This window comes from Clostridium sp. MSTE9 (genome assembly GCF_000277625.1).
Taxonomy (GTDB): Bacteria; Bacillota; Clostridia; order Oscillospirales; family Acutalibacteraceae; genus Faecalispora; species Faecalispora jeddahensis.
The window spans coordinates 1-22,370 of the sequence record NZ_AKFU01000019.1; the positions used below are offsets into that span (position 1 = coordinate 1).

The 22,370-nt window shown below is 52.3% G+C and carries 25 protein-coding genes and 1 tRNA gene; 11 read left to right on the forward strand and 15 right to left on the reverse strand.

The features are described from left to right. Positions 1-62: 62 nt before the first annotated feature. Together HMPREF1141_RS04205 and HMPREF1141_RS04210 are read right to left on the reverse strand one after the other, a co-directional pair. The gene (locus HMPREF1141_RS04205) at positions 63-668 is read right to left on the reverse strand and encodes a cyclase family protein (protein ID WP_035316540.1); all 606 of its coding nucleotides are present in this window, start codon (positions 666-668) and stop codon (positions 63-65) included. 164 nt (positions 669-832) lie between these two features. Further along, on the reverse strand, positions 833-1,525 hold the full coding sequence (locus HMPREF1141_RS04210; protein WP_009061438.1) for a 5'-methylthioadenosine/adenosylhomocysteine nucleosidase: 693 nt from the start codon (positions 1,523-1,525) through the stop codon (positions 833-835). Between the two features lie 215 nt (positions 1,526-1,740). On the opposite strand from HMPREF1141_RS04210, the gene HMPREF1141_RS04215 reads away from it, so the two are divergent. The 9 genes from HMPREF1141_RS04215 (at position 1,741) to HMPREF1141_RS04255 (ending at position 11,917) form a co-directional block, all read left to right on the forward strand. After that, positions 1,741-2,493, forward strand: a complete 753-nt coding sequence (locus HMPREF1141_RS04215) for an N-acetylmuramoyl-L-alanine amidase (RefSeq protein ID WP_009061415.1) — start codon at positions 1,741-1,743, stop codon at positions 2,491-2,493. Between the two features lie 491 nt (positions 2,494-2,984). Then, positions 2,985-4,772: a DEAD/DEAH box helicase gene (locus HMPREF1141_RS04220; RefSeq protein ID WP_009061410.1), complete on the forward strand. Its 1,788-nt coding sequence runs from the start codon at positions 2,985-2,987 to the stop codon at positions 4,770-4,772. An 89-nt stretch (positions 4,773-4,861) separates the two neighbouring features. Then, complete coding sequence (mutY, locus tag HMPREF1141_RS04225; protein WP_035316541.1) at positions 4,862-5,926, forward strand: A/G-specific adenine glycosylase; 1,065 nt, start codon at positions 4,862-4,864, stop codon at positions 5,924-5,926. A 153-nt stretch (positions 5,927-6,079) separates the two neighbouring features. Further along, entirely contained in the window at positions 6,080-7,483 is a 1,404-nt protein-coding gene (murD, locus tag HMPREF1141_RS04230; protein WP_035316542.1) for a UDP-N-acetylmuramoyl-L-alanine--D-glutamate ligase, read from the forward strand. Positions 7,484-7,485: 2 nt separating this feature from the next. Next, on the forward strand, positions 7,486-8,514 hold the full coding sequence (locus HMPREF1141_RS04235) for a M20/M25/M40 family metallo-hydrolase (protein WP_009061430.1): 1,029 nt from the start codon (positions 7,486-7,488) through the stop codon (positions 8,512-8,514). Then, the gene (locus HMPREF1141_RS04240) at positions 8,502-9,536 is read left to right on the forward strand and encodes a M42 family metallopeptidase (protein WP_009061413.1); all 1,035 of its coding nucleotides are present in this window, start codon (positions 8,502-8,504) and stop codon (positions 9,534-9,536) included. The genes HMPREF1141_RS04235 and HMPREF1141_RS04240 overlap by 13 nt, the downstream gene beginning before the upstream one ends. Further along, positions 9,533-10,297 (forward strand): GNAT family N-acetyltransferase, encoded by a 765-nt coding sequence (locus tag HMPREF1141_RS04245; RefSeq protein WP_009061380.1) that lies wholly within the window; start codon positions 9,533-9,535, stop codon positions 10,295-10,297. The genes HMPREF1141_RS04240 and HMPREF1141_RS04245 overlap by 4 nt, the downstream gene beginning before the upstream one ends. Positions 10,298-10,409: 112 nt before the next feature. After that, entirely contained in the window at positions 10,410-11,681 is a 1,272-nt protein-coding gene (locus HMPREF1141_RS04250) for a methionine gamma-lyase family protein (protein ID WP_009061400.1), read from the forward strand. A 153-nt stretch (positions 11,682-11,834) separates the two neighbouring features. After that, positions 11,835-11,917 (forward strand) — tRNA-Leu (locus tag HMPREF1141_RS04255). Between the two features lie 207 nt (positions 11,918-12,124). Here the strand turns inward: HMPREF1141_RS04255 and HMPREF1141_RS04260 are convergent. The 9 genes from HMPREF1141_RS04260 to HMPREF1141_RS17050 all read right to left on the reverse strand — a co-directional run bounded on the left by HMPREF1141_RS04260 (position 12,125) and on the right by HMPREF1141_RS17050 (position 17,497). Further along, entirely contained in the window at positions 12,125-12,529 is a 405-nt protein-coding gene (locus HMPREF1141_RS04260) for an arsenate reductase ArsC (RefSeq protein ID WP_035316543.1), read from the reverse strand. Positions 12,530-12,539: 10 nt separating this feature from the next. Beyond that, positions 12,540-14,276 (reverse strand): arsenical pump-driving ATPase, encoded by a 1,737-nt coding sequence (gene arsA / locus HMPREF1141_RS04265; protein ID WP_009061392.1) that lies wholly within the window; start codon positions 14,274-14,276, stop codon positions 12,540-12,542. Then, positions 14,276-14,671, reverse strand: coding sequence for an arsenite efflux transporter metallochaperone ArsD (gene arsD, locus HMPREF1141_RS04270; RefSeq protein WP_009061398.1), 396 nt, complete (start codon positions 14,669-14,671; stop codon positions 14,276-14,278). Before arsD ends, arsA begins: the two co-directional genes overlap by 1 nt. A gap of 48 nt (positions 14,672-14,719) precedes the next feature. Beyond that, positions 14,720-15,067: a metalloregulator ArsR/SmtB family transcription factor gene (locus tag HMPREF1141_RS04275; RefSeq protein WP_009061396.1), complete on the reverse strand. Its 348-nt coding sequence runs from the start codon at positions 15,065-15,067 to the stop codon at positions 14,720-14,722. Between the two features lie 236 nt (positions 15,068-15,303). Further along, complete coding sequence (locus HMPREF1141_RS04280) at positions 15,304-16,011, reverse strand: L,D-transpeptidase family protein (RefSeq protein ID WP_035316544.1); 708 nt, start codon at positions 16,009-16,011, stop codon at positions 15,304-15,306. A gap of 246 nt (positions 16,012-16,257) precedes the next feature. Next, a complete protein-coding gene (locus HMPREF1141_RS04285) occupies positions 16,258-16,683 on the reverse strand; it encodes a hypothetical protein (protein ID WP_155863483.1) in 426 nt (141 codons plus the stop codon). Between the two features lie 86 nt (positions 16,684-16,769). Next, entirely contained in the window at positions 16,770-16,982 is a 213-nt protein-coding gene (locus tag HMPREF1141_RS04290; RefSeq protein ID WP_009061426.1) for a hypothetical protein, read from the reverse strand. 54 nt (positions 16,983-17,036) lie between these two features. After that, the gene (locus tag HMPREF1141_RS04295) at positions 17,037-17,273 is read right to left on the reverse strand and encodes a hypothetical protein (protein ID WP_035316546.1); all 237 of its coding nucleotides are present in this window, start codon (positions 17,271-17,273) and stop codon (positions 17,037-17,039) included. 53 nt (positions 17,274-17,326) lie between these two features. After that, on the reverse strand, positions 17,327-17,497 hold the full coding sequence (locus HMPREF1141_RS17050; protein WP_196795022.1) for a hypothetical protein: 171 nt from the start codon (positions 17,495-17,497) through the stop codon (positions 17,327-17,329). 303 nt (positions 17,498-17,800) lie between these two features. Between HMPREF1141_RS17050 and HMPREF1141_RS04300 the strand changes: the two genes are divergently transcribed. After that, positions 17,801-18,220, forward strand: a complete 420-nt coding sequence (locus HMPREF1141_RS04300; RefSeq protein ID WP_009061442.1) for a DUF2935 domain-containing protein — start codon at positions 17,801-17,803, stop codon at positions 18,218-18,220. Positions 18,221-18,400: 180 nt separating this feature from the next. Here the strand turns inward: HMPREF1141_RS04300 and HMPREF1141_RS17765 are convergent, their stop codons facing one another. From HMPREF1141_RS17765 to HMPREF1141_RS04320, 4 genes are all read right to left on the reverse strand, one after another. Continuing rightward, entirely contained in the window at positions 18,401-18,814 is a 414-nt protein-coding gene (locus HMPREF1141_RS17765; protein WP_009061428.1) for a phage minor capsid protein, read from the reverse strand. Positions 18,815-18,920: 106 nt separating this feature from the next. After that, on the reverse strand, positions 18,921-19,454 hold the full coding sequence (locus HMPREF1141_RS17770) for a phage minor capsid protein (protein ID WP_009061440.1): 534 nt from the start codon (positions 19,452-19,454) through the stop codon (positions 18,921-18,923). A gap of 72 nt (positions 19,455-19,526) precedes the next feature. After that, complete coding sequence (locus tag HMPREF1141_RS17270; RefSeq protein ID WP_009061420.1) at positions 19,527-19,850, reverse strand: terminase family protein; 324 nt, start codon at positions 19,848-19,850, stop codon at positions 19,527-19,529. A 336-nt stretch (positions 19,851-20,186) separates the two neighbouring features. Beyond that, complete coding sequence (locus HMPREF1141_RS04320; protein ID WP_009061424.1) at positions 20,187-20,510, reverse strand: terminase small subunit; 324 nt, start codon at positions 20,508-20,510, stop codon at positions 20,187-20,189. Positions 20,511-21,234: 724 nt separating this feature from the next. Here HMPREF1141_RS04320 and HMPREF1141_RS04325 point away from each other — a divergent pair. Next, positions 21,235-21,528, forward strand: a complete 294-nt coding sequence (locus tag HMPREF1141_RS04325; protein WP_035316547.1) for a hypothetical protein — start codon at positions 21,235-21,237, stop codon at positions 21,526-21,528. The last annotated feature ends 842 nt before the right edge of the window (positions 21,529-22,370 follow it).

Below are 22,370 nucleotides of genomic sequence, written 5' to 3' on the forward strand. Positions count from 1 at the left end.
CCCTTTTGGCCGTTGGAAAGTCACGCGGTCGTTTTACTTTGTATGATTGCTGACCTGCCATATTACGAAAAACGTTCGTCCCTTGGCAGGGTGCCCTGCAACAGCATCGCGCGGCAGGGGGAAGCCTCCAGACCGCGGAGCTTTAAGGGCAGCGCAATCAGCAGGTAGTCCCCGTCCGGAACGCCGTCGAGAACGGCGCCCTCCAGAATCGGAATATCTGCGCCCAAAAGCTCCAGATGGACCGATCGCTCCTCGGCCTCGCTGCCGATCGAGATCGCGTCCGTCCCCACCAGCAGGGCACCGCTGTCCGCCAGAACAAACGCGGCGCTGCGGTCTAAAAACGCCTGGCCGTCGCCGTGGAACAGAATCCGCTTCTGGCAGCGGGGCAAAAGCTCCTCGATCTGTGCGCCGGTCACAATCCCCTCCACCGTAACCACCGTGCATGGCCCGATCAGGAATTCCGGCGGAATCCGGTCGATCGTGTCCCCATCCTCCAGAAAGTGCCGCGGCGCATCCAGATGGGTGCCGCTGTGAGAGCCGGTGAAAAAGGCGGACAGATTATAATCGTCGCCGGTGTCGATACGGCGGATCCGTTCCGACCAGGGAACGGGGTCGCCCGGGTATACATCGGCAGAAAACAATTCGCGGGAGATGTCATAGAACTTCATACGCACCCTCCGTTTCTGTTTGGCGGTTTCGAACCGGGAACAGGAGAGACCATGCAGAATCTTTCGTAAAAACAGGAAATCGCAGTTCATGTTTCCCCGTCGAAGGCGGAGAAAACACAAGATTTCTCATTTTAAATCGCAGGTTTGTATCCGCTGCAAAAGAATCAGGACAGCTCGGGAAGAATACGGCACAACAGGTCGATCCCGCGCTGGGCCGCGATTGGGGCGAACGTGGCGTAATCCATTTTCGCGTCGTCGTCAGCGTTGTCTGAAATCGTGCGCAGCACAACAAAGTCCACGCTGTTCACATGGCATACCTGCCCGACAGCGCCGCCCTCCATTTCGCAGGCCATCGCGCCAAAATCACGGCCAAGCTCGTGCAGCTTTGCCGAATCGCAGATGAACTGATCGCCCGTGGCGATCACGCCCGTATGTACCGCGCCCTTGTAAACCTCCGGAGCCGTTCGCCCGAGCAGCTGAACCAGCTTCTCCGAAGCGGGGATATCGATCAGCCCGATACCGGACAAATAGCCGCGTTTGTCTCCCAGCGGGGAGGTGTCCATATCGTGCTGTACCACAGCGGTAGAAATCACCAGATCGCCGATGTGAATGCTCTCGCCGATTCCGCCCGCCACTCCGCTGTTAATCACCAGGCGGGGCTGGTAGTGGGTAATCATCAGCTGCGTGCACAGCGCGGCGTTCACCTTGCCGGGGTTGCAGTGCGCGATGACGCATTCCACACCGGACAGCGTCCCCTTGCAGAATTCCAGACCCGCCAGTATTTCTGTCTGCGGATTTTGCAGTCTGCTTTTTAGTCCCTCAACTTCAATGGGCATCGCGCCGATAATTCCGATCATTTGCGTTCTCCTTCACCGGATGAGAATCCGTCGTTTTCTTTTGATTATAAAAGATTTGTTCCTGAAAAGCAACGGCTGCCGCGGGCGCTCTCAGGATTTTTCTGTAAAATCCTGAGAAGTCAGGAAATATAATCCTTTTAAAGAATTATATTTCGCGGACAAGCCGATATAATAAAATGAAGTATATCGTGTCGTCTTTACAGGGGGAAGTGACAATGCTGAAACGAATGATGAGCCTTCTGCTCACTGCGGGAATGCTGTTCTGTATGGGGGGCACGCATGTGGCTGCCGCCGAAGCGTCGCAGGCAGCCGGCAGTGAAGCGCTTATGAGGTCGAGTGCGAGTACCAAGACGGAGCAGCCTGCGTTCCGCGTGTATCTCAGTCCGTCGCCGCAGTACTATAATCTGTATCCCGATGGAAAAACCGAAGAGGATTATATGCGGCAGATCGCGAACTGGATGGCCCAGTATCTGCATGAATACGGCATAGAGACCATTATTGCGCCGTCGAGCGCACAGGTTCCCGCGAGCGAGTGGGGCACGATGCTGCAGGAGCGCGCGAAGCAGGCCGTGCAGAACAACTGTACCCTGTATCTTTCCATTCACTCCAATGCCGCGCCGGAGGCGCTCTCCGGGCAGTATAACGGCTGCTTCATTTATTACCAGACCAATCATCCCATGAGCGGGCTTTGGGCCCAGATCGTAAAAAATAATTTTATTTACCCCGAGGCAGACAAGATCAAGCTGGCAAATAACCAGACCTTAACGGAGATGGCGTACCCTGAAATGCCCGCGCTGCTGGTGCAGACAGCGTTCCACGATTACCCGCGCGACGCAGACTGGATCATGCACAACACACAGCGAATTGCCGCGAATCTTTCCTATTCCATCGCGCAGTACCGCAAGGAGTATTACGGCGTGCCGATTCAGGAGATCACAAACCCCAATCTGCAGATTCCGTTTTTATAATCGGATCAGCGTCATAGGGCAGCAGCCGGCCAAATGCCGGCTGTTTTTGCGCAGAGAATCGGGTGTTTCCGGCGTTTTTTTCCGTGTTTGACTGGAGCAGAAAAAGGCAAAAAGCACGGGACGAAGAGACCCCTAAGCCGGTTGTTCTTGCTTTCCGCCCCAAAGAGCGGTATAATTATCTATTATCCGGCAAAACAATAGCCGGTGAGAGCCGGCGTTTTGAAGCGGCGAACCACACGCTGTAGGCGGTGGCGGCCGCTTTCTCTGTCTGTTAGAACCTCACGCTGTGAGCGGCAGCAAGCTGCCGACGGCTGAGAGAGCTTGAAACTTGAAGTGGAGGAATATGCCTGCCGCTTGAGGATGAATCAGTTGGTTTCCACCGACCGTAAAAGATGGAATATCTGATTCCCGTAATAGATTCAGAAGATTAAGGGCTGGGCCAGCGCCTCTTGGGCGGGCCGGCGGCTTTTTAGGAAGGAATTAAACAGTATATGAATTTTCAGGAACTCAATTTGATTGCGCCTATTTTGAAAGCGCTGCAGGAGGAGCAGTACGAGGCGCCGTCTCCCATTCAGGAAAAAGCGATTCCGCCTGCCCTTTTGGGCCGTGATGTATTGGGCTGTGCGCAAACGGGAACCGGTAAAACGGCCGCGTTTGCCGTGCCGATTCTGCAAACGCTGAACGCGCAGCCGCCTGTGCCTAAGGGGCAGAAGCGTGCCATTCGTTCGTTGATTCTCACCCCGACGCGTGAGCTCGCCATTCAAATCGGCGAAAGCCTGCGCGCCTACGGGCGGTACCTGCCTTTGCGCAGCGAGGTGATTTTCGGCGGCGTTTCGCAGGTGCCGCAGGTAAACAGTCTGAACAGGGGAGTAGACATCCTTGTCGCGACGCCCGGCCGCCTGAATGATTTGATTCAGCAGGGCTTTATCGATTTAGGCGCGGTTCAGATTTTTGTTCTGGACGAAGCCGACAGAATGCTCGACATGGGCTTTATTCACGACGTAAAGCGTGTGATCACCCGTCTGCCGAAACAAAAGCAGACGCTGTTTTTCTCAGCGACGATGCCGCCCGAAATTACGGAGCTGGTGGATTCCCTGCTTGTCGAACCCATTAAGGTGGCGGTCGCGCCGGTTTCCTCCACGGCGGATGCGATCGAGCAGTCCGTGTATTTTGTGGACAAGGGCAATAAGCCGAAGCTCCTCATCGATCTGCTCAAACACTCCGAAATCGAGTCTGCCCTGGTGTTTACGCGCACCAAGCACGGAGCAGACCGTGTGGCCCGCGAGCTTGCCCGCGCAAAGATTCAGGCGCAGGCCATTCACGGCAACAAATCACAGACGGCGCGCCAGCAGGCGCTTTCCAGCTTTAAAGCCCGCCAGATCCGCGTTCTGGTGGCAACTGATATCGCTGCCCGCGGCATCGACATCGACGAGCTTTCCCATGTCATCAACTACGATCTGCCGAATGTGCCCGAAACATATGTGCACCGCATTGGCCGTACCGGCCGTGCGGGGCTCGACGGGACGGCGATCTCGTTCTGCAACATCGATGAAAAGCCGTATCTGAAAGACATTGAAGCGCTGATCGGCAAGCCGGTTCCGGTTGTGGAGGATCATCCCTACCCGATGCAGGTGTTCACGCTGACGCCGCCCAAGCAGCCGACGCCGCGCCCGCAGCGTGCGCAGCCGCCGCAGCACCGCGAGAAACAGCGGGGCGAAGGCGCGCAGCGGCAGGAGCATCCGCGCCAGGCGGAGAAAGCATCTTCGCCCGATGTGCAGAAGCAGCAGGCGCAACCGAAATCCTCGGCAAAAACAAAGCAGCGAAAGGGGCGTAAGGATGCTGCGGCCCGTCCGTCGCAGGCGGGACGAGCAGAATCCACTTCCGCAAAACCTGCGGAAAAGAAAGCCGCCGAGCCGAAAAGACAGGCGGTCAAGGGGCCGCATACTCCCAAACCCGCGGACAGACGCGTGCAGCAGGAGCCAGCTGTTGTAAAAACGGAAACACACGCGGCCAGAGAGCAAAACGCCGCCAAACCCGCTGAAACGCGCGAAGCCGCAGGAAAAGACGCTGCCCGCCGTGCCCCCAGAGAACGTTTGGAGCGTCAGCCGGAGCCGGAGCGCCGAAGCGCGCCGCCTGCTGAAAAAAAAGAGGATTACCTCACTTCTCTCGGCCCGCGCAAAAAGGGTGAGCCGCCGCGCCCCCTGCTGACCAGAGAACACACATCGAAAAAGCCCGCGGACCAATTTTTGTCCGACAAACCGTATTTCCGCAAGGGATAAGTTGTTTTTCTGCGGAAAACATAAAACGGAGATCATCAGCCGGCGGAACACAGTTTCTGCCGGCTGTTTTGGCAGAAAGGGGAACCTCTTTGAGTGCATCGCTCGATTTAAACAAAATTGTTCAGCCGCTTCTTTCCTGGTACGATCAGGCGGCCCGCGTGCTGCCGTGGCGCGAGAATCCGCAGCCGTATCGCGTGTGGGTGTCTGAAATCATGCTGCAGCAAACGCGGGTGGAAGCGGTAAAGCCCTATTACGAGCGCTTTTTATCGGCCCTGCCCACGGTGGAAACATTGGCCGACGCGCCGGAGGAGCTGCTGCTCAAGCTCTGGGAGGGCCTTGGGTATTACAACCGCGTCCGCAATCTGCAGCGCGCCGCGCTCGTAATGAAAGAGCAGTACGGCGGGCAGGTTCCCGCATCGTTCGACGCGCTTCTGGCCCTGCCGGGCTTCGGCGAGTATACGGCGGGCGCGGTGGCCTCCATCGCGTTCGGGATTCGTGTCCCCGCGGTGGACGGCAATGTGCTTCGCGTGATCTCGCGCCTGACGGCAGACCGCCGAGACATGAAGGACGCCGCGGTAAAACGGCAGATCACCGAAACGGTGCGCGAAATCCTGCCGGAACGGGTGGGGGATTTCAATCAGTCGCTGATGGAGTTGGGGGCTACCGTCTGTCTGCCGAACGGCGCGCCGCTGTGCCTGCTGTGTCCCTTAAACAGCCTGTGCATCGCTTTCCGGGAAGGGATTGCCGCCGAGCTGCCGGTAAAGACGGCGAAGCGCCCCCGGGTGATAGAAGAGCGCACGGTGTTTCTCCTGTGTACGGAGGATCGGGTGGCGCTGCGCCGTCGGCCAGCGAAAGGGCTTTTGGCCGGGCTGTGGGAGCTTCCTAGTGTACCCGAGGTATTTACCCCTGAGGGGGCTGAAGATCAGCTGCGCGAATGGGGCCTTTCGGAATTCACTGTGCAGCCTCTGCCGAAGGCAAAGCACATCTTTACGCACCGCGAATGGCATATGACGGCGTATGCGGCCCGGGTCCCGCGCCCGTTCGGGGAGTTTGTCTGGGCGACGTATCGGGAGCTTTTGGAGCAATACACGCTGCCTTCCGCCTTTAAATCTTACGCGGACATGCTGAAAGATTGGATTTCGATTGATATTTAAAAATCTGGTAAGTATAATAAGGTAGAAGCAGTTTCCTAAAATAAAAAATGTTGTTTCTTTCCCCGTCGAAGGTGAGAAAAGAAACAGAAATATCGTTTCAAATAAAAGTGTGGCAGAAGAAGAAACCGAGTGAGAGAAGCGGGGGCGATGGGTATGGACAGCAGGGTACAGACTTTTTTTGAGGGATTACAAGGAAAAAAAGTGGCTTTCTGCGGGATCGGCGGAAGCAATCTGCCGCTGATCCGGATTTTCTTGGAGCATGGCGCAAAGGTGCAGGCGCGCGACCGCCGCCAAAGAGAACAGCTGGGCGATACGGCAAGGCAGCTCGAGGAGCTGGGCGCAGAGCTTTGTCTGGGCGAGGATTATTTAAAGAACCTGGATGCGGACATGATTTTCCGCACGCCGGGGATGAAGTTTTTTCTGCCGGAGCTGGATCAGGCCAGAAAAGAAGGGCGTGCCGTCACGTCGGAGATGGAAGTGTTCTTCGATCTTTGCCCTTGCAAAATCTATGCGGTGACCGGCAGCGACGGAAAAACAACCACAACCACCATTATTTCAAAGCTGCTTGAGTCTACGGGGAAAACGGTGCATCTTGGCGGGAACATCGGCAAGCCTCTGCTGCCCGAAATCGCGTCCATCGGGCCGGGCGACGTGGCGGTGGTCGAGCTTTCCAGCTTTCAGCTGATTTCGATGCGCAAAAGCCCCGATGTGGCGGTGGTAACGAACGTTTCGCCAAACCATCTGGACATCCATAAGGACATGACGGAATACGTAGAGGCCAAAAAGAATATCGTGCGGCACCAGAATGCGTTCAGCCGCGCGGTCATCAATGCGGATAACGCCACTGCCGCCAGCTTTGCGGAATCCGTGCGCGGGCAGGTTCGCCTGTTCAGCCGCCGCCGCGCCAGTACCTATGGCGCGTGGCTGCGAGAGGACGGGATGATTTTAGTGGGCGATACCGAAATCATGCCCGCCTCCGACATCCGGCTCCCCGGGATGCACAATGTAGAAAATTACTTAGCGGCGATTTCCGCCGTGTGGGGAGAGGTCGACGCCGAGTCCATCCGCAAGGTCGCGAAGGAATTTTCCGGCGTTCAGCACCGCATGGAGCTGGTGCGCGAGCTCGGCGAAGTCAAATATTACAACGATTCCATCGGCACCAGCCCTACCCGCACCATCAGCGGAACCCTGTCCGTCTATCCGGATAAGATCATCCTGCTCGCGGGCGGTTACGACAAGCATCTTCCGTTTGAAGAGCTGGGCAAAGCGATCGTGGAAAAAGTGAAGCTGCTGATCCTGATGGGTCAGACGGCGGATAAGATTGAAGAAAGCGTCAAAGCGGCGCCTGAGTACCAGCCCGGCCACCCGGAGATCCTGCGGGTCAGCGGGATGGAGGAGGCTGTGCTGGCCGCCTATGAGGCGGCAAAGAGCGGCGATATCGTGTCGCTCTCACCGGCCTGCGCGAGCTTTGATCAATATACAAGCTTTGAGGTGCGCGGCTACCACTTTAAGCAGCTGGTGAACGCGCTGCCGGGAACAAAAAAGAAAGAGGAATAAGCATGGAACATTTGCAGGAGCTCCTGTTTCGCCTTTGCTCCGCGCCCGGGATGTCCGGTGCGGAGGAGGCCGCGGTCAAAGCGGCGGAACAGGAGCTGAAACAATACGGGGCAATTTCTTACGATCCGCTGGGGAATCTCGTCTGCCAGATGGGCGATTCGGGGGCAAAGCGGCGGATTCTGCTGGACGCGCACATCGATCAGATCGGCCTTCTGGTGGCCGGCATTACAGAGAGGGGCTTTCTGCGCCTGGCCGCCTGCGGCGGTGTGGACCGCCGCGCCTTGCCCGGCACCACGGTAACGGTGTTTGGCCGCGAGCTTCTGCGCGGTGTGGTGTGCTGCCTGCCGCCGCATCTGGTGGAGGGCAGCGAGGAAAAGGTAGAGCCGGTTGACAAAATGTATGTCGACGTCGGCCTGAGCAGAGAAGAAGCGGAACGCCTGGTCACTCCGGGCGACCGGATTTTGTGGGAGATCACGCCCCGCACTCTTCTGAACGGCAGGTTTACCGCCGCCGGGCTCGACAACCGCGCGGGCGTCTGCACGATGATCCGCTGTGCAGAGCTGCTGGCGAAAGAAGAGCTGAGCTGCTCCGTGACCATCCTGCTCAGTACACGCGAGGAGGTGGGCGGCCAGGGGGCCAAAACGGGCGCGTTTGCGCACGACCCCACCGAGGCGATCACTGTGGATGTCAGCTTCGCCGGGCAGCCCGGCGTGCCGGAGCAGAAAAGCGGAAAAATGTCCGCGGGGCCGATGATCGGCATAGCTCCCACGCTCGATCAGGAAATGACCGATGAGCTGGTTCGTCTGGCAAAGGAGCGTGAAATACCGTTCCAGTACGAAGTCATGGGCGGCACGACCGGAACGAACGCGGACTCCATCGGAACGGCGCGTTCCGGCGTGCGGTGCGCGCTGGCCTCGGTTCCGCTGCGCTATATGCACACGCCGGTAGAAGTGATCGATATCGTGGACATTGAAAATACGGCGAAGCTTTTGGCCGCGTATATCAGGGAGGGGAAAGTATGGCAAATGTGACGCTTTTGCAGCGGCTTTGCGAGCTTCATGGCATATCGGGTCGTGAACGACAGGTAGCCGACGTTGTTTTAGAAGAGATTTCCCCGTTTGTGACTACGGTACAGAAGGATGCCCTGGGAAATATCATCGCGTTTAAAAAGGGTGCAAAGGAGCCGTCTGTTCGGCTGATGCTCAGCGCCCATATGGATGAGGTAGGCCTGATCGTGACGCACATCGGCGAAAACGGACTGCTCAAATTCGCAGAGGTCGGCGGGATCGACCGCCGGGTTCTGTGCGCGAAGCCGGTTCTGGTGGGCGGAACGGTTTCGGGTGTCATCGGCGCGAAGCCGATCCATCTGCTCGAAGGGGAAGAGAAAGGCAAATCGGTGCCTGTTTCAGATCTATACATTGACATCGGTGCCAAGGACAAGGCCGACGCGGAACGCTATGTCTCGCCCGGGGACTTCATTGCTTTCGACGCGGGATTCTATCGCGAGCGCGGCACAATCATTTCCCGCGCGCTGGATGACCGCGCGGGCTGTGCCATTTTGATCGACATGATCAAGGAAGAGCTGCCGTATGATATGACCTTCGTGTTCTGCGTGCAGGAAGAGGTCGGCCTGCGCGGCTCGGCGGTCGCGGCCTATACGGTCGATCCGCAGGCGGCAATTGTGGTGGAGACCACCACCGCGGGAGATATTGCCGGCGTGGAGCCGGAGCGGCAGGTGTGCCATGTAGGGCAGGGGCCAGTCCTCTCCTTTATGGACCGCCGTACGATTTATGACAAGCCCTATTTTGATTTGGCCATGAAGCTTGCAGAAGAACAGAAGATTCCCTGCCAGACAAAGCAGGCGGTAGCGGGCGGCAACGACGCGGGTGCGATCCACACGACACGCAGCGGCGTGAGAACCATCGCGGTTTCCATCGCGTGCCGCTATCTGCACGGCCCTGCAAGCCTGATTGCCGAGCGGGATTACCACGACACCGAGCGTCTGGTGCGTGAACTGGCTGTGCGCGTCGCGGCAGGAGAGGGAGCGCAGTGATTCGTCTGGTCACGGAAGAAGAGATTCCCTCGCTGGAGCGTTTTTGTGAGGGCAGTCCGTTCGGGTGCAAAATTGCTGGCTTGCAGCGGGCTTACGGCCTTTCGCTGCCGTTTGCCCGTTTTTGGGTACAGACGCACGAGCAAGGGGAAATAACCGCCGCCGTATCCTCACTGGATGGCGCCGTGGTTCTGCATTTGAAAAGCACGGCGGACAGGGACGAGCTGAAAGAATTCCTGTCCGCTGCCGGGTGCCGCACTCTTCTCTGCGAGGAGAGCGCGGCACATGCTCTGTATGGAGCGTCAAACAGAGCGGGAGAAATGTTTGTCTGCTCCCCGGCCATAGAGCAATCCATGACAGAGAACGGTGTAAAGCTGCTGGATGAAGTACCGGTTCGCGAGCTGTTTTCCCTGCTGTGCGAGTGCGGGGAACAAAAAGCCGAGCAGTTTGAACCGTTTTATCTCGATGTTTCCCATCGCGTGCGCCATGGAGCGTGCCTGACGCAGGGCGCGATTTTTTCGGACAGGCTGGCTGCCTGTGCCATGGCCGGCAGCATCACGGAAACAGATGCCGTTTTGTCGGCGGTGGCAGCACATCCCGATTTTCGCCGCAGGGGTCTTGGTGGTGCAGTTGTCTGGGCGTTGCTTTTGCGCCTGTTGCCCAGAGCAGTGTATGTACTGTGTGAAAATGAGCAGGCCGGCCTGTTTTATCGGTCGCTGGCCTTTTCTTCGGCGGGCCGGTGGGCCGAGCTGGATTTTTGGTAACCGCTGTCGATTGGGGCAAGCGGATACCGGGCCGGATGAGAGAACCGGCCAATCGTGGGATCGTCCACGGGGTATCCCATCAGATCAGAAACATAAGGGAGCAAACAGTATTATGAACTATCCGTTTTTTCAGTTGGATGATAGAATCCTTTCCGCGTCCGAGCAGGCAATGCAGCGGCTTGAGCCGGTATTTCGTCAGATCGATCAAGTCACCGGCTACAACCAGCAGAAAATGCTGGCGGCGTTTAACCGCGCGCGGGTGAGTGAAAGCCATTTTGTCGGCACGACCGGCTACGGCTACGGTGACCGCGGCCGCGACGCGCTCGATGAGGTATACGCCTATGCACTCGGGGCAGAGGATGCTCTGGTGCGCGCCAACTTCGTCAGCGGCACGCATGCGCTTACGGTTGCGCTGTTCGGCGTTCTGCGCCCCGGCGACACGATGCTGAGCGTAACGGGAATTCCCTACGATACTCTGCGTGGTGTGCTGGGAATCACCGGGAACGGCAACGGTTCGCTCAAGGAATTCGGCGTGAAGTACGAGCAGCTTGACCTGAAAGAGGACGGCACGCCGGACTATGAAGAAATGGAGCACCGGATTCATCCCGGTCTCAAGATGGTGTACATTCAGCGTTCGCGCGGGTATAACCTGCGCCCGTCGCTGTTTGTGGAGGATATTGAACGCATTGCGGAAATCGCCAGGCGCCGCGCACCCGGCTGCATCGTGATGGTGGATAACTGCTACGGCGAGTTTGTCCAGACCGAAGAGCCCACCCAGCACGGCGCGGATCTGATGGCAGGTTCCCTGATCAAAAACCCCGGCGGCGGCATCGCGCCTACCGGCGGCTATATCGCAGGCCGGCGTGATTTGGTGGAAAGCTGCTCCTACCGTTTAACCACCCCTGGCACCGGGCGTGAGGTTGGCTGTACCCTCGGTAATAACCGCGAGCTGTTCCTCGGCGCGTTCCACGCGCCGAATGTAACGGGGGAGGCGCTGAAAACCGCCGCTTTCGCGTCGGCGCTTTTTTCCAGCCTGGGGTATGATGTGACGCCAAGATGGGACGAGCCGAGAGCGGATATTATTCAGGCGGTGCTGCTGCGGGAGAAGGAAGCGCTCATCGCGTTTTGCCGCGGGATTCAGAAGGGCGCTCCGGTCGATTCCTTTGTGACGCCCGAACCGTGGGATATGCCCGGCTATGACTGTGAGGTCATTATGGCGGCCGGCGCGTTTACGCTCGGGGCTTCCATCGAGCTTTCGGCGGATGCGCCCCTGCGCGAGCCGTTTGCAGTCTGGATGCAGGGTGGTCTGAACTTCCACAGCGGCAAGCTGGGCGCCATGCTGGCAGCGCAGTCTATGCTGGAACAGGGGATTCTGCCCCTGTGATTTGAGAGAGAAAGCAAATTTTATACGCGTTTGGAATATTTTCAGGCGCGTATGAAAGTTTCTCTTGCAAAGAATTCACGCTTTCGTTATAATATATAAGTTCATTCGAATACCGAGTGACAAATTACGGTCAAATCGATTTCAATGAGATATGCGGGCGTGGCGGAATGGCAGACGCGCTGGTCTTAGGAGCCAGTACCTTTGGTGTAAGGGTTCAAGTCCCTTCGCCCGCACCAAACGAAAAACCGCATGGTTACTAGAAAATCCAGCATTCATGTGGTTTTTTATGTCTATAAAGCCTTTTTTATCGGACTTTAGAACTACTTAAAATACAAATATCCATTACAAAATGCAACACATACAACATGAAAAACGCCCTCATTCCTGGCCGGGAGATGAGGGCGCTACTTTTTATGCTCTGCTCCAAACAATCATCCAGGCCTTTATGTTTCTTTGGACGAAATCAATTTTAATGCAAGCTCTTTGATTTTTTCTTCTATTGCTTTAATGGTTCTAACAAACTTCTCATCGCTTTTTCCCGTCGGGTCATCCAACCCCCAATCTATCTTGTGCTTACAGGGGAGATAGGGACAATCGACATTACAACCCATTGTAACAACCACATCAATCGGTGGAAGCTCTGAAAGTAACTTTGAACGCTGTGTCTTTTCCATGTCAATCCCGTAAAGCTGTTTCATCAGGCGAACTGCATCCTGATTGATTTGCGGCTTTGTTTCTGTTCCTGCCGAATAGCTTTCAAATACATCGCCGGCAAGATGTTTGCCCAATGCCTCTGCAATTTGGCTGCGGCAAGAATTGTGGACACAGATAAATGCGACTTTAACCATATTTATCCCCTTAAAGAGTTAACAGGCGATCGCCTTTGATTTCATCGGCACTCCACGCAATCAGCGCAAATTGACCATGTGCATGTGCATCAATACGGTTGAGCCATTCTACTTCGTTTGCTGCTTTTGCCGCCAGTATGGGGTTGGTGGTGTTCGTACCATAAAGGGATTGATTGATTACCCACCATCTTGCAGCAATCCCCGCCCGCTTCAAATCGTCTTCCAAACGTAACGCCTCATAGAAAGGGGTTGCTTCGGGCAAAGTCACAATGACAACCTCGGTCTCATTGGATTTCAACCGGGGCAACAACCGCTTTACCGATTCAGGGATTTCACCCTTGGTACGCTCGATTTCGTGGTTGTAGCTCTGCGTAGATTCCAGTAAAAGAAGCGTGTGACCTGTGGGCGCTGTGTCGATTACTACCACTTGATCGTTGGCCTTTTCCACCACCTCCGCAAAGGCACGGAATACGGCGATTTCCTGTGTGCAGGGAGAACGCAGATCCTCCTCCACATAGGAAATATCTTCATCGCTCATGCCCGAAGCGCGCGCCTGAAAAAGCACCTCAGATTGATACTTTTTCAGTTCCTCGGCCTCGTCAATATGACTCATGGAAACGCCGCTCGTTTCATCCAGCACAAATTTAAGATGTGCGGCGGGATCAGTGGTGGTGAGGTGGACTCTCTTTCCGCGCTTTGCAAGTCCCAGCGCAACAGCAGCGGCAACAGTAGTTTTACCTACACCGCCCTTACCCATTGTGAAAATAACACGCTTCCCGTCTGCCGCCAGTTCATCTATCACGTCGTTCAACGAAGGGATACCGGCAGCGTTCAACGTTTCCGTGTGTGCGGTAACATGGTCGGTATTCAGCAGGGCGCGCACATTAGAAAGTCCCGTGACATTATATGCCCGCAGCGGCACCATATAGAGCGAAAGCGCTTGTAGGCTTTCAGGCATCGCAGTGAGAGCAGTCTGCTGCTTTTCATATAAGCTGGAAGATAAGGCATCACTGTGCTCCGTCAGTACGCCGTTGACAACCAATATTTGATTGTGAACGCCCAACGCAGAAAGCTCACCGGAAGCCCGTTCTGCCTCCTTGAACGGTGCAGTTTCGGGGCGGGTGACGAGAATCAGCGTGGTCAGGTTTCTATTTGCCAGTGTTTCCACAGTCTGCTTGTAAATCGCTTTCTTGCTTTCTAAGCCGGAAAGCTGGCCCAAGCAGGACGCGCCATGTGTGCTTTCGCTGATGAAATTACTCCACGCAGATGGAAGCTGGAGCATCCGCAGCGTGTGGCCCGTAGGGGCCGTGTCGAAAATAATATAGTCGTATTCCTGTTGTGCTTTACCGTCTGTAATAAAGCTGGAAAACTCGTTAAAAGCTGCTATTTCCACAGTACAGGAGCCGGAAAGCTGCTCTTCCATATTGACGATGACCGACTCGGGCAGTTTGCCGCGATAGGGTGCTATCACACTTTCCCGGTACTCGGCCGCAGCCTGTATGGGATCAAGGTTCGCCACGACCAGATTCGGTATGTCGGGGATGGGCGTTCCCTTGTTCGTCAGTTTCATCGAAAATACATCCTGTAAGTTGGAGGCAGGGTCGGTACTAATCAGCAATACCCGTTTTCCGCTGTCTGCAAGAGATACGGCAGTAGCACAGGCGATGCTGGTTTTACCAACACCGCCTTTTCCAGTAAAAAAGAGGTACTTAGTCAAAGGGACCGTCAAGGGATGAAAAAGCTCCATCAGCAGCAACCTCCCTTACAATCGCAGCCGCCAGACTTCTTCCTGGTGATTTTTACTTTTGCAGCCTCGCTCTGTTTTGTCAGCATACCTTCAGGAAGATCGAGCAGCTTCGTAAATTCTTCATTGGTGGGGTATCGGCCTGTAATCACAATTTTGCTATCCACCACAACGGCGGGCAAGCCTTCCGGCCCCTTGGTATTGATATAAGCGTTAATCGTTTGGTCGGCGATAAACTCCCTCGGTGCACTGCTAAGATTGAAGCGTTCTACATTTACCCCTCGTTTTTTCAGTGTGTCCAGCACAGTGGAAATACGCAGCAGTTCAGGATCGACGCCCACTCCGCAAAGTCCAGTAGGGCAGCACATGGCCGGTTCAAATATTTTCATTTTCTTCATAACAGACAACTCCATTCTAGATTCAGTTTTCAGGCTCTGCAGTAGAGATTAAGAGGTTTTTTGCTCGTTTTCATCACAGCCTTTGCAGCAATCGATGTTTTCTTTGCAAATGCAATTTTCCTTATCAGATGTGATATGACAGAAAAATTGCTTTGTTTTACTGATGGTATCCGCATTCAGCGAATAGTACGTCCATTTGCCTTCCTCTCTGCTTTTGACAAGTCCACACTCGCACAGAAGTTTCATGTGATGAGACAATGTGGATTGGGACATCTCAAACTTCTCTAAAATCATGCAAGCACAAAGCTCCCCGCAGGAGAGCATATCTATAATCATTGCTCTTTTGGTTTCTCCCAGCGCTTTAAACACCTTTGTATAATCCGAATAGTTTTCCATATCGTTTCCTCACATTCATAAACTTCAATATGAATATTATATGTATCAAATCGATAAACGTCAATATAAATTGAAATTAAAATAAAAAAGTCCCCCGTAGCCGGAGTAAATCCGGTTACGGGGATCGTTATTTCAGAATATAAAAAAGGAGATAGAATGTATGTATACTACCCATCGTCCCGCGTCCTGCTCGTAGGGAAGCGGTAGAACGCACATCCAGAACCCTAACAAACGGATTATTCAAATTCTATGAAGCCCATCGCGTTATAGTCCTCGCGAGTAATCGTATTTTTAATTTTAAGATTTTTATCTCTCTGAAACCTGTATATGGCATTTTTTAAATCTTCTCCATATATACCGGAGACATTGCCTTTATAATAACCCACTTCTTTAAGCTTTTCCTGAACGGCCATAACATCAGCGCCCCTGTCTCCGGGCTTTAAATTTCTAAACCCAGTTCCAAATGGGCCAAAAGGACCATTCCTTATTATAACGGGAGTGCCCACTGGGACAATATTATATAATTCGCTTATATTCTTCTTGAACATTCTAATACATCCGTGACTGGCGGCCCATCCAATGGAGTCCTCTCTTGTTGTTCCGTGTATTCCATAAGTTCCCCATGGTACATTAAGTCCCATCCAATAACCTCCAAAGCCTTCCCCCCATTCCCCCTTATTTATTATTTTCCATGTGCCGATGGGGGAAGGCATATTCGGCATTCCTGAGGCTATTAGGTATCTCTTGATGGGCTGATCGTCTTCTAATAAGTACAACTTTTTCTCATCTATCTCAATGAGAATAGCATATTGAGGCCGGCTATCCATGGTATTTTTAATATTATGAGCCTTCGTAATCAAAAAGCTGCAACTAAGAGTGAATATTAAAATGAATAAAAGCAATATAAAATATAAAACAACTCTCTTTTTAATAATTAAAAACAAGCCCCTCACCCTCTAGAATACATATGTAAAAAGCAAATGCAGTAGAATCATTTAAGGAGCTAAAAGGTTCTCTTGAAGACCGGGGTATCTATTCGGTTGACAAAGCGAGCGGAAATTAACAAAATGGTTTATATGGTCCTTTGATAACCGGCGAACCAAGGGCACGATTATTTTTCGCCTACAAACAAAAGTCCCCGCTGCCGGAATTAACCAGCAGCGGGGATTTTTGTTTCCGTAGGTATGTATTTATAGAAAATAGGAAGAAATCAGATACCAAATATCATATATCAAAAAGACAGGAAGCCCGAATATTACAATAATTGATATAGTTGGAAATCGCTTACCCTGCATTGGTACCATTGGATCAGATAAATACCATCTTCTTTTCTCCCGGCTAAATCGTTTGTGAAAAAGTTTAGTTAGCGAGAAGTTGATTAGCCAGAATAAAGAAACCATAATTACTACCAATGCCGAATAATCCATTTCAAATAATTGATATGTTTTAATAACTTTAATTATCCAAATAATAAATGCAACCACAAAACTAATACGCAGAACATTTCTATTCCATACAAATTGAACATCTATGTCATCGTTTGTCCATTCTGTAATTAAATAGCATAGAAAGGCAAAGACCATCACAAAGACTATAATAAAAATAACCTCGCCCATAGCGACACCTCTCTTTTCAGTAAATAATATCACAAAAACAAAAGCGGCGCACCGGAAAATTGTTCCAGTGCGCCACCTTGTCATTTTTATTCGGTTTTATTTTCTCCGGCTGCCGCTGCATCGACAAAGCCCTTACCGGCAATGTAGGCGACTACTGCGCCCAGCGACATGATCACACTGCTGATTTGCTGCGTAGTGTTTGTGTCCGACCCAAACAGGGCCGGCATGCCAATGACGAAAGCAGCCACGGCCATCCAGAATTTGCAGGAGGTAAATTCCTGAGCCCAATTGATTTTCATAAGTACACCTCTTTCATTTGAAATAAACAACAGCGGCCATTACAGTCACACCAATCATTGTAGGCCAGCATTAACGATGAGCTCCCATTTATGAGCGGGCTTTACTTCCATGTCGTTGATGCGCTTTTCGTGGTCCTCGAGTTGCTTCTCTTGATTTTTTAATATCTCGCCCATTTGTGTGGATAGCTTGGTCAACTTGTCTATCTTTTCATCGTGCTTGTCAAGTCGCTCTTTATCACAGTTAAACCGCTCATCCATCCGCTTCTGGCGCTCATCGTCAATCTCGCTCATTTACAGCCCTCACTTCACGTTGAAATTGCACTGCGCAGTCTGGCCGGCAGCGCTCAGGGGATATGTCCATGCCTGACCACCGGTTCCGGCGGCAGGCCCTGCACGTCGATCAGCCAGCCGCGCCCTTTCGGGTCAAGGTGCGGTTCCGATACGACGATCACATCCCGGCCGGTGGTGAATACAGCGGGCTTATCTTTGTAGCGGGCTAGCAGTATACTTTGCACCAGTTGCCAGGTCTTTGCTGCCGATGTCGAGCATCAGGCTGAGGGCGGTCAATTCCTCTTTTTTCATGTTTCCTCTGTTCAGCTAAGCGTTTTAGGTGGTTGCTGTCACCCGCTGCCATGCAGATATAGGCCCGCAGGTAAGCCAATTTGAGTATGAAAAAAACACCCGAAATTTTTACGGGTGCCAATCAATAAATTTTAGGGTTTTATATGAACGTCGAAAAGAATTGCATGCTCAGCATATTTGCCAAGAAGCTATCATATACATTTAATTACGAATGTGCTAAAGCAGGAGGTAATACTGTGCAGTATTATTACGGAGAGCAGAATATTTATCGGGCGCTGGATGAAGCAGAGTTTTGGAAAAATCAAGAAGCGGAACACACCACCGTCATTATTTTGACGACGCCCGGACTGGAGCAGGAATACGTAGATAAACTGCATCAGTTTGAACTTGAATTTCGCCGGCTGCATTCCGAACTTGTATTGCTAATCGAAAGCGTCACCCGTTCAAAATTTGCACTCACTCGCGATTTAAAGGCGGGAATGATAAGCCTTATCAAGGAATGTATTCAGAGCAGCCAGATGTTTGTCATATTTTTGCAAGAGCTGTTACAGAATAGCAGCGCGGTACGAAACAGCCAGCCTTCGCAGACCGTGATAAATCACATTATCCGAGAATCCCAGTATTTTATAGGGATCGACCAGCTGATTCTAAGTTGAAATTGTTTACACCGTTCATCTTCAGATGGGCGGTTTTTTCTTTGCAGCCTAAACCGCTTTTTGCGCTTGGCTGCGTCCAAATCCAAGCATCTGTTCACGTTCGCCTTGCGGGATCATACCCGTCTGGTCAATGAAATCATCCAGCTGTGACTTCTGGCGAGACAGCTTCACGGAAGCGGCCTAAAACTGTTCGTTCAAAGCGCTTCGGAGTTGCTCACTGTCCGCGGCTTTGATTCTGGTGTCATACCCGGCAAACTCGCGTTTTGTGGCTCCGATCTGGCGTTCCGCAGCCCTTTGCATCTGGGTAGCATCGTAATACTTGATAGTTTCGCCGTTGTACTGGACGGTTTGATCCTCGTATTCCTGTAGCTTTTCGCGGGTATAAGCGCTGGAGGAAAGAGCCTCAAAGAATGGGAAAAAACTGTGCCGACAGTTCCATCCACAGAGGCCCTCACCGGTGCCGTAGCCGGTAGATTTTATAAAGTCAGGATAATCCTCATGTTCGCCGCTGTGGCTGAACACCTTGCCTTGCCATACCGCGTGTTCCGGTCGCGCCCCGGGGTGAGCTGTTGTCTCTACAAGGTCGCAGCCCATATCGTCAGCGTATCGTTCGGATATTTGTGACGCGGTCTGTCATACCCCCGTCAGCGTCGCCCGGCGTATTGCTGCCACGTCCAACTTAATCGCGGTACCCGGTAGGTTAAAGCACTTCTGCGCCTGATTCTGACGCTGAGCACACAGCATTCCGAATCGCACTCACATAATCAAAAGCGCCGCTTTCCACCTGCATTTCAGCGAGGGTGACAGCATTGATATATGTTTGCTGAGTTGCGACGACGGTGGTCCCGGACAAATTGCGCAGGTGGAAAGCGGTTTTCTGTACCCCTGCTTGCAGAATCTGCATAGCCCCCAGAGATTGACGCAGCGGCGGGGGAGAGAGGCCAGCGGCTCGGTAGATTTCGCTGTCAAACTCTACCGATTGAACTCTGGCATCCTCAAACAGCACTCTGACGTGCTGGTCGCTGGCGTCGGTCAGCTGTGCTACGGCGTGGATAATATCGTCAAGCAGCAGGCCGGATTCCTGCAAACGCTGAATTTGCCAGTCAGCGGTAGCCGTAACCTTGCCGGTCTTTACCAAGTGGCGCATAATGTCACGGGTGATGGTTTCATCCAGTTTGTTATACAGTTTAAGCAGATCATCAGCCGCATAATCAAAATAATCAGGCGGAAACATCAGGCACCACCACCCTGAAAGTCGTATGGATTTCCGAGATTTGTCTGCTGTTCCGAGGCAATAGCCTTTGCGTCATCCACGGAACATCCTTCGAACTTCACCAGATATCGCCAGAACGGGAACTTGCCTGCCATAACGTAAGGACATGGACAGCATATTGAGCTTATCGGCCTGATCCATGTACTTGACCTTGAGCCAATGCATAGGGCTGTCAGGGTTGGTCGTTGAGATCAGCTTCGCGCCGGGGCAGGAGAGGCGGGACAGTAGCATCGAGAAAAAGTCCTCGGTGAAGAGTGTCAACTCGTCGCAGTAAGCACCTTGCAGTGTCATACCGCGGATTTTACTCTCGGCACGGGCAACATTTACGCCCTCGAGATAAATCAGCTTGCCAAACAACCGGCCCTCTTTTTTGAGAGGGAGTAGGTAAAATACTTTGTACTGACAAGCTCTTGCGGTAGGTCGAGACAGCTACGGCGTAGGGATGTAAGGGTCTTGGCGACCATCAGGTAGTTCCCGTCTTTAGGCATCGTGGCAACCCAAAAGGCCCACAGCACCAAGCTGATCCATGTTTTGCCGGAGCGGACGGAACCTTCCAGCAGATTGATTCGGCGCAGTTTGTTCTGCTGCCACAGGCGGAGCAGAGAGCTGTGCCGCAGCCCTTTTATAAGAGATTCAAGTTGGCCTGTGACATCGTCCTCGCTCTGTGATTTCTCGCTCCATCCTTTGAAATTGTTAGCAAGGCTTGAACTTGGCGCCCATCGTGCCATCACGATCAGACAACCGGGATTCGGCGTAATCCTCGTAGCGGGACTTTGCGTGCGTAACCGTGTCAACAAACTGCTTCTTGGCCTGATAATTCAAAAGCACTTGTCGGCTAGTAAAGCCTAAGGCAAGCGCCAATCCGGTAACGGTAGGCGGCTTCTGATTGATGATAACAGGTTGACCAAATTTATTAAAAATTGGCTGGCTGTCTTCGCCTTTGAGGATTTCACTCTCGCACGCTTTGAAATATTCATCAATCGTTATTTGCAACTCTTCGATGGTTTTGTATTTCAACGGCCTTGCCATCCTGTTTCTCACTTCGCTTATAAATGCAATTTGGGAAAATGCAGAACGGTACTTCTGTAAGCCTGTTTTTATTCCACACGCAGCTTTCACAGTCCATCCGTTTCGTCTCCAAACAAAAAGGACGGCCCGGAATGGGTCGTCTAATCCCTTTTATGACATTCTTCAACAGCATTCTAATACTGAACATTGACAAGCATTATCCTGAAATCATAGTATGAATCATCCACTGAAATGAAAGGGGGAACAAACATGTGCTGGTTGATCCCACTTATAGCTATTGCAGGATGCGGTAGTCGGCGCGGCTGTTGCCGTTGTCGTGGTTGCTGCTGTCGTAGATGCTGGTAATAGGTGTGGCGCCCATATCGGGCGCCACATTACATAAAGAGGACGCCAGCGCCTATACTTCCAGCAACAGTTTGCCGTCCGGCGTCGGCCACTTTTGACATTTACCTTTCGCCACATCTTCCACCATCTCGCCCTATCTGATAAATGAATCGTGGCAGCATGCAGTAAGGCACCCAGCCTTGCGATAATCATTCCATGGGCAATCTGTACAACATTGCATGCTGCTCACCTCTATTTAAATTCAATAAATTGTATATATTTGATATCTATAACACAACATGTTGATAAGCCGGTTGAGAGTGTTGAAACATTTCATTCTCTATTTGCATATAGTAGAATTAAACTTATAGAAATGTGGTGCAAATGAATGACTGGAAATTACAGAATTTCTCTGCGTACTCCAATCGGACTTCAAAATGGGACGATTTCTTTTGTGCAAGAAGGCGAAGCTTTACAAGGTGTAATCCGTGCAATGGGGAATTCTAATCATTTCAAAAATGGGAAAGCAAGTGGAAACATGTTTGGATTTTCGGGCAATCTCAACCTAGGGCTATTCAATTTGAGTTATAACGCCAAAGGTTCGGTAGACGGCAACAAACTTACAGCCACAGCGAGAACGAATTTTGGAGCGTTTCAAATTGCGGGGACTAAAATAACATAAGAAAAGCGCCTGCCGAAGCAAGGCGCTAAAAAAGGCATCCGCAATAAGCGGATGCCTCATAATATTTTGTCCCGTGTAACGCCCGGGTTATCGACTGCTATACCTGCTTTTGTTGTTTAGTCTATAGAACAGTTTAAAATGACTACAACACCGAAATCAATGCTTTCGGCTTAGCATGAAAAGATAGGCTTTTTGGATTTTTCTAATTAAATTATTATACTATATTTCTCTTCATATGTCAATAGCGTCTACTTAAATCGGTTTATTGCTCCGCAGTGCATTACCACGGAGCAATTTCAGAAAGGAGTCCCGGCGATACCGGGGATGAACCTTGAATACATTTATCCATAATACTATTTTACAGCTTTAAATCCGTACATTTCATACAATTTTAAAAATCTGTCAAGTTTTCTTCTAGGGTACTGCTCATCGTGGTGCCCGATTTTAAAAGCCACCTGTTGCCAGGTCATCCCCTATATGCAGTACAAAGTGACAATCTGCCGTATTTCGCTGTCCTCAATACTGGCTATAAACCGATCCAGTCTTCCAGCTCGTCTTGACACCGGCGCTCATGTTCCGCGATGGCTAACCGGATTTTCTGGAGACGGGCATCACCATCGTGATACGCTTCGGTTTCCGTAGGAGATACTCCGCATATCGTAACGCTGTGCTTTTGGTACGGAGGATATTTGCCCGACGCCTCCACACAATTCGGAGTTTTCATGCTGCGCATACGGTTACGGATTTCAGTGCGCTGCTCTTTCAAAAGCTGGATTTCACGCCTCAGATCGCGCAGCTGGGATAGTTCTTTTTTTGGTCAACACCATTCACCTCTATTTTTA

Coding starts and splice junctions, on each gene's coding strand:
- HMPREF1141_RS04205 (WP_035316540.1), bottom strand. CDS start 668: ATGAAGTTCTATGACATCTCCCGCGAATTGTTTTCTGCCGATGTATAC.
- HMPREF1141_RS04210 (WP_009061438.1), bottom strand. CDS start 1,525: ATGATCGGAATTATCGGCGCGATGCCCATTGAAGTTGAGGGACTAAAA.
- HMPREF1141_RS04215 (WP_009061415.1), top strand. CDS start 1,741: ATGCTGAAACGAATGATGAGCCTTCTGCTCACTGCGGGAATGCTGTTC.
- HMPREF1141_RS04220 (WP_009061410.1), top strand. CDS start 2,985: ATGAATTTTCAGGAACTCAATTTGATTGCGCCTATTTTGAAAGCGCTG.
- murD (WP_035316542.1), top strand. CDS start 6,080: ATGGACAGCAGGGTACAGACTTTTTTTGAGGGATTACAAGGAAAAAAA.
- HMPREF1141_RS04235 (WP_009061430.1), top strand. CDS start 7,486: ATGGAACATTTGCAGGAGCTCCTGTTTCGCCTTTGCTCCGCGCCCGGG.
- HMPREF1141_RS04240 (WP_009061413.1), top strand. CDS start 8,502: ATGGCAAATGTGACGCTTTTGCAGCGGCTTTGCGAGCTTCATGGCATA.
- HMPREF1141_RS04250 (WP_009061400.1), top strand. CDS start 10,410: ATGAACTATCCGTTTTTTCAGTTGGATGATAGAATCCTTTCCGCGTCC.
- HMPREF1141_RS04260 (WP_035316543.1), bottom strand. CDS start 12,529: ATGGTTAAAGTCGCATTTATCTGTGTCCACAATTCTTGCCGCAGCCAA.
- arsA (WP_009061392.1), bottom strand. CDS start 14,276: ATGGAGCTTTTTCATCCCTTGACGGTCCCTTTGACTAAGTACCTCTTT.
- arsD (WP_009061398.1), bottom strand. CDS start 14,671: ATGAAGAAAATGAAAATATTTGAACCGGCCATGTGCTGCCCTACTGGA.
- HMPREF1141_RS04275 (WP_009061396.1), bottom strand. CDS start 15,067: ATGGAAAACTATTCGGATTATACAAAGGTGTTTAAAGCGCTGGGAGAA.
- HMPREF1141_RS04285 (WP_155863483.1), bottom strand. CDS start 16,683: ATGGGCGAGGTTATTTTTATTATAGTCTTTGTGATGGTCTTTGCCTTT.
- HMPREF1141_RS04290 (WP_009061426.1), bottom strand. CDS start 16,982: ATGAAAATCAATTGGGCTCAGGAATTTACCTCCTGCAAATTCTGGATG.
- HMPREF1141_RS04295 (WP_035316546.1), bottom strand. CDS start 17,273: ATGAGCGAGATTGACGATGAGCGCCAGAAGCGGATGGATGAGCGGTTT.
- HMPREF1141_RS17765 (WP_009061428.1), bottom strand. CDS start 18,814: ATGGGCTGCGACCTTGTAGAGACAACAGCTCACCCCGGGGCGCGACCG.
- HMPREF1141_RS17770 (WP_009061440.1), bottom strand. CDS start 19,454: ATGTTTCCGCCTGATTATTTTGATTATGCGGCTGATGATCTGCTTAAA.
- HMPREF1141_RS04325 (WP_035316547.1), top strand. CDS start 21,235: ATGACTGGAAATTACAGAATTTCTCTGCGTACTCCAATCGGACTTCAA.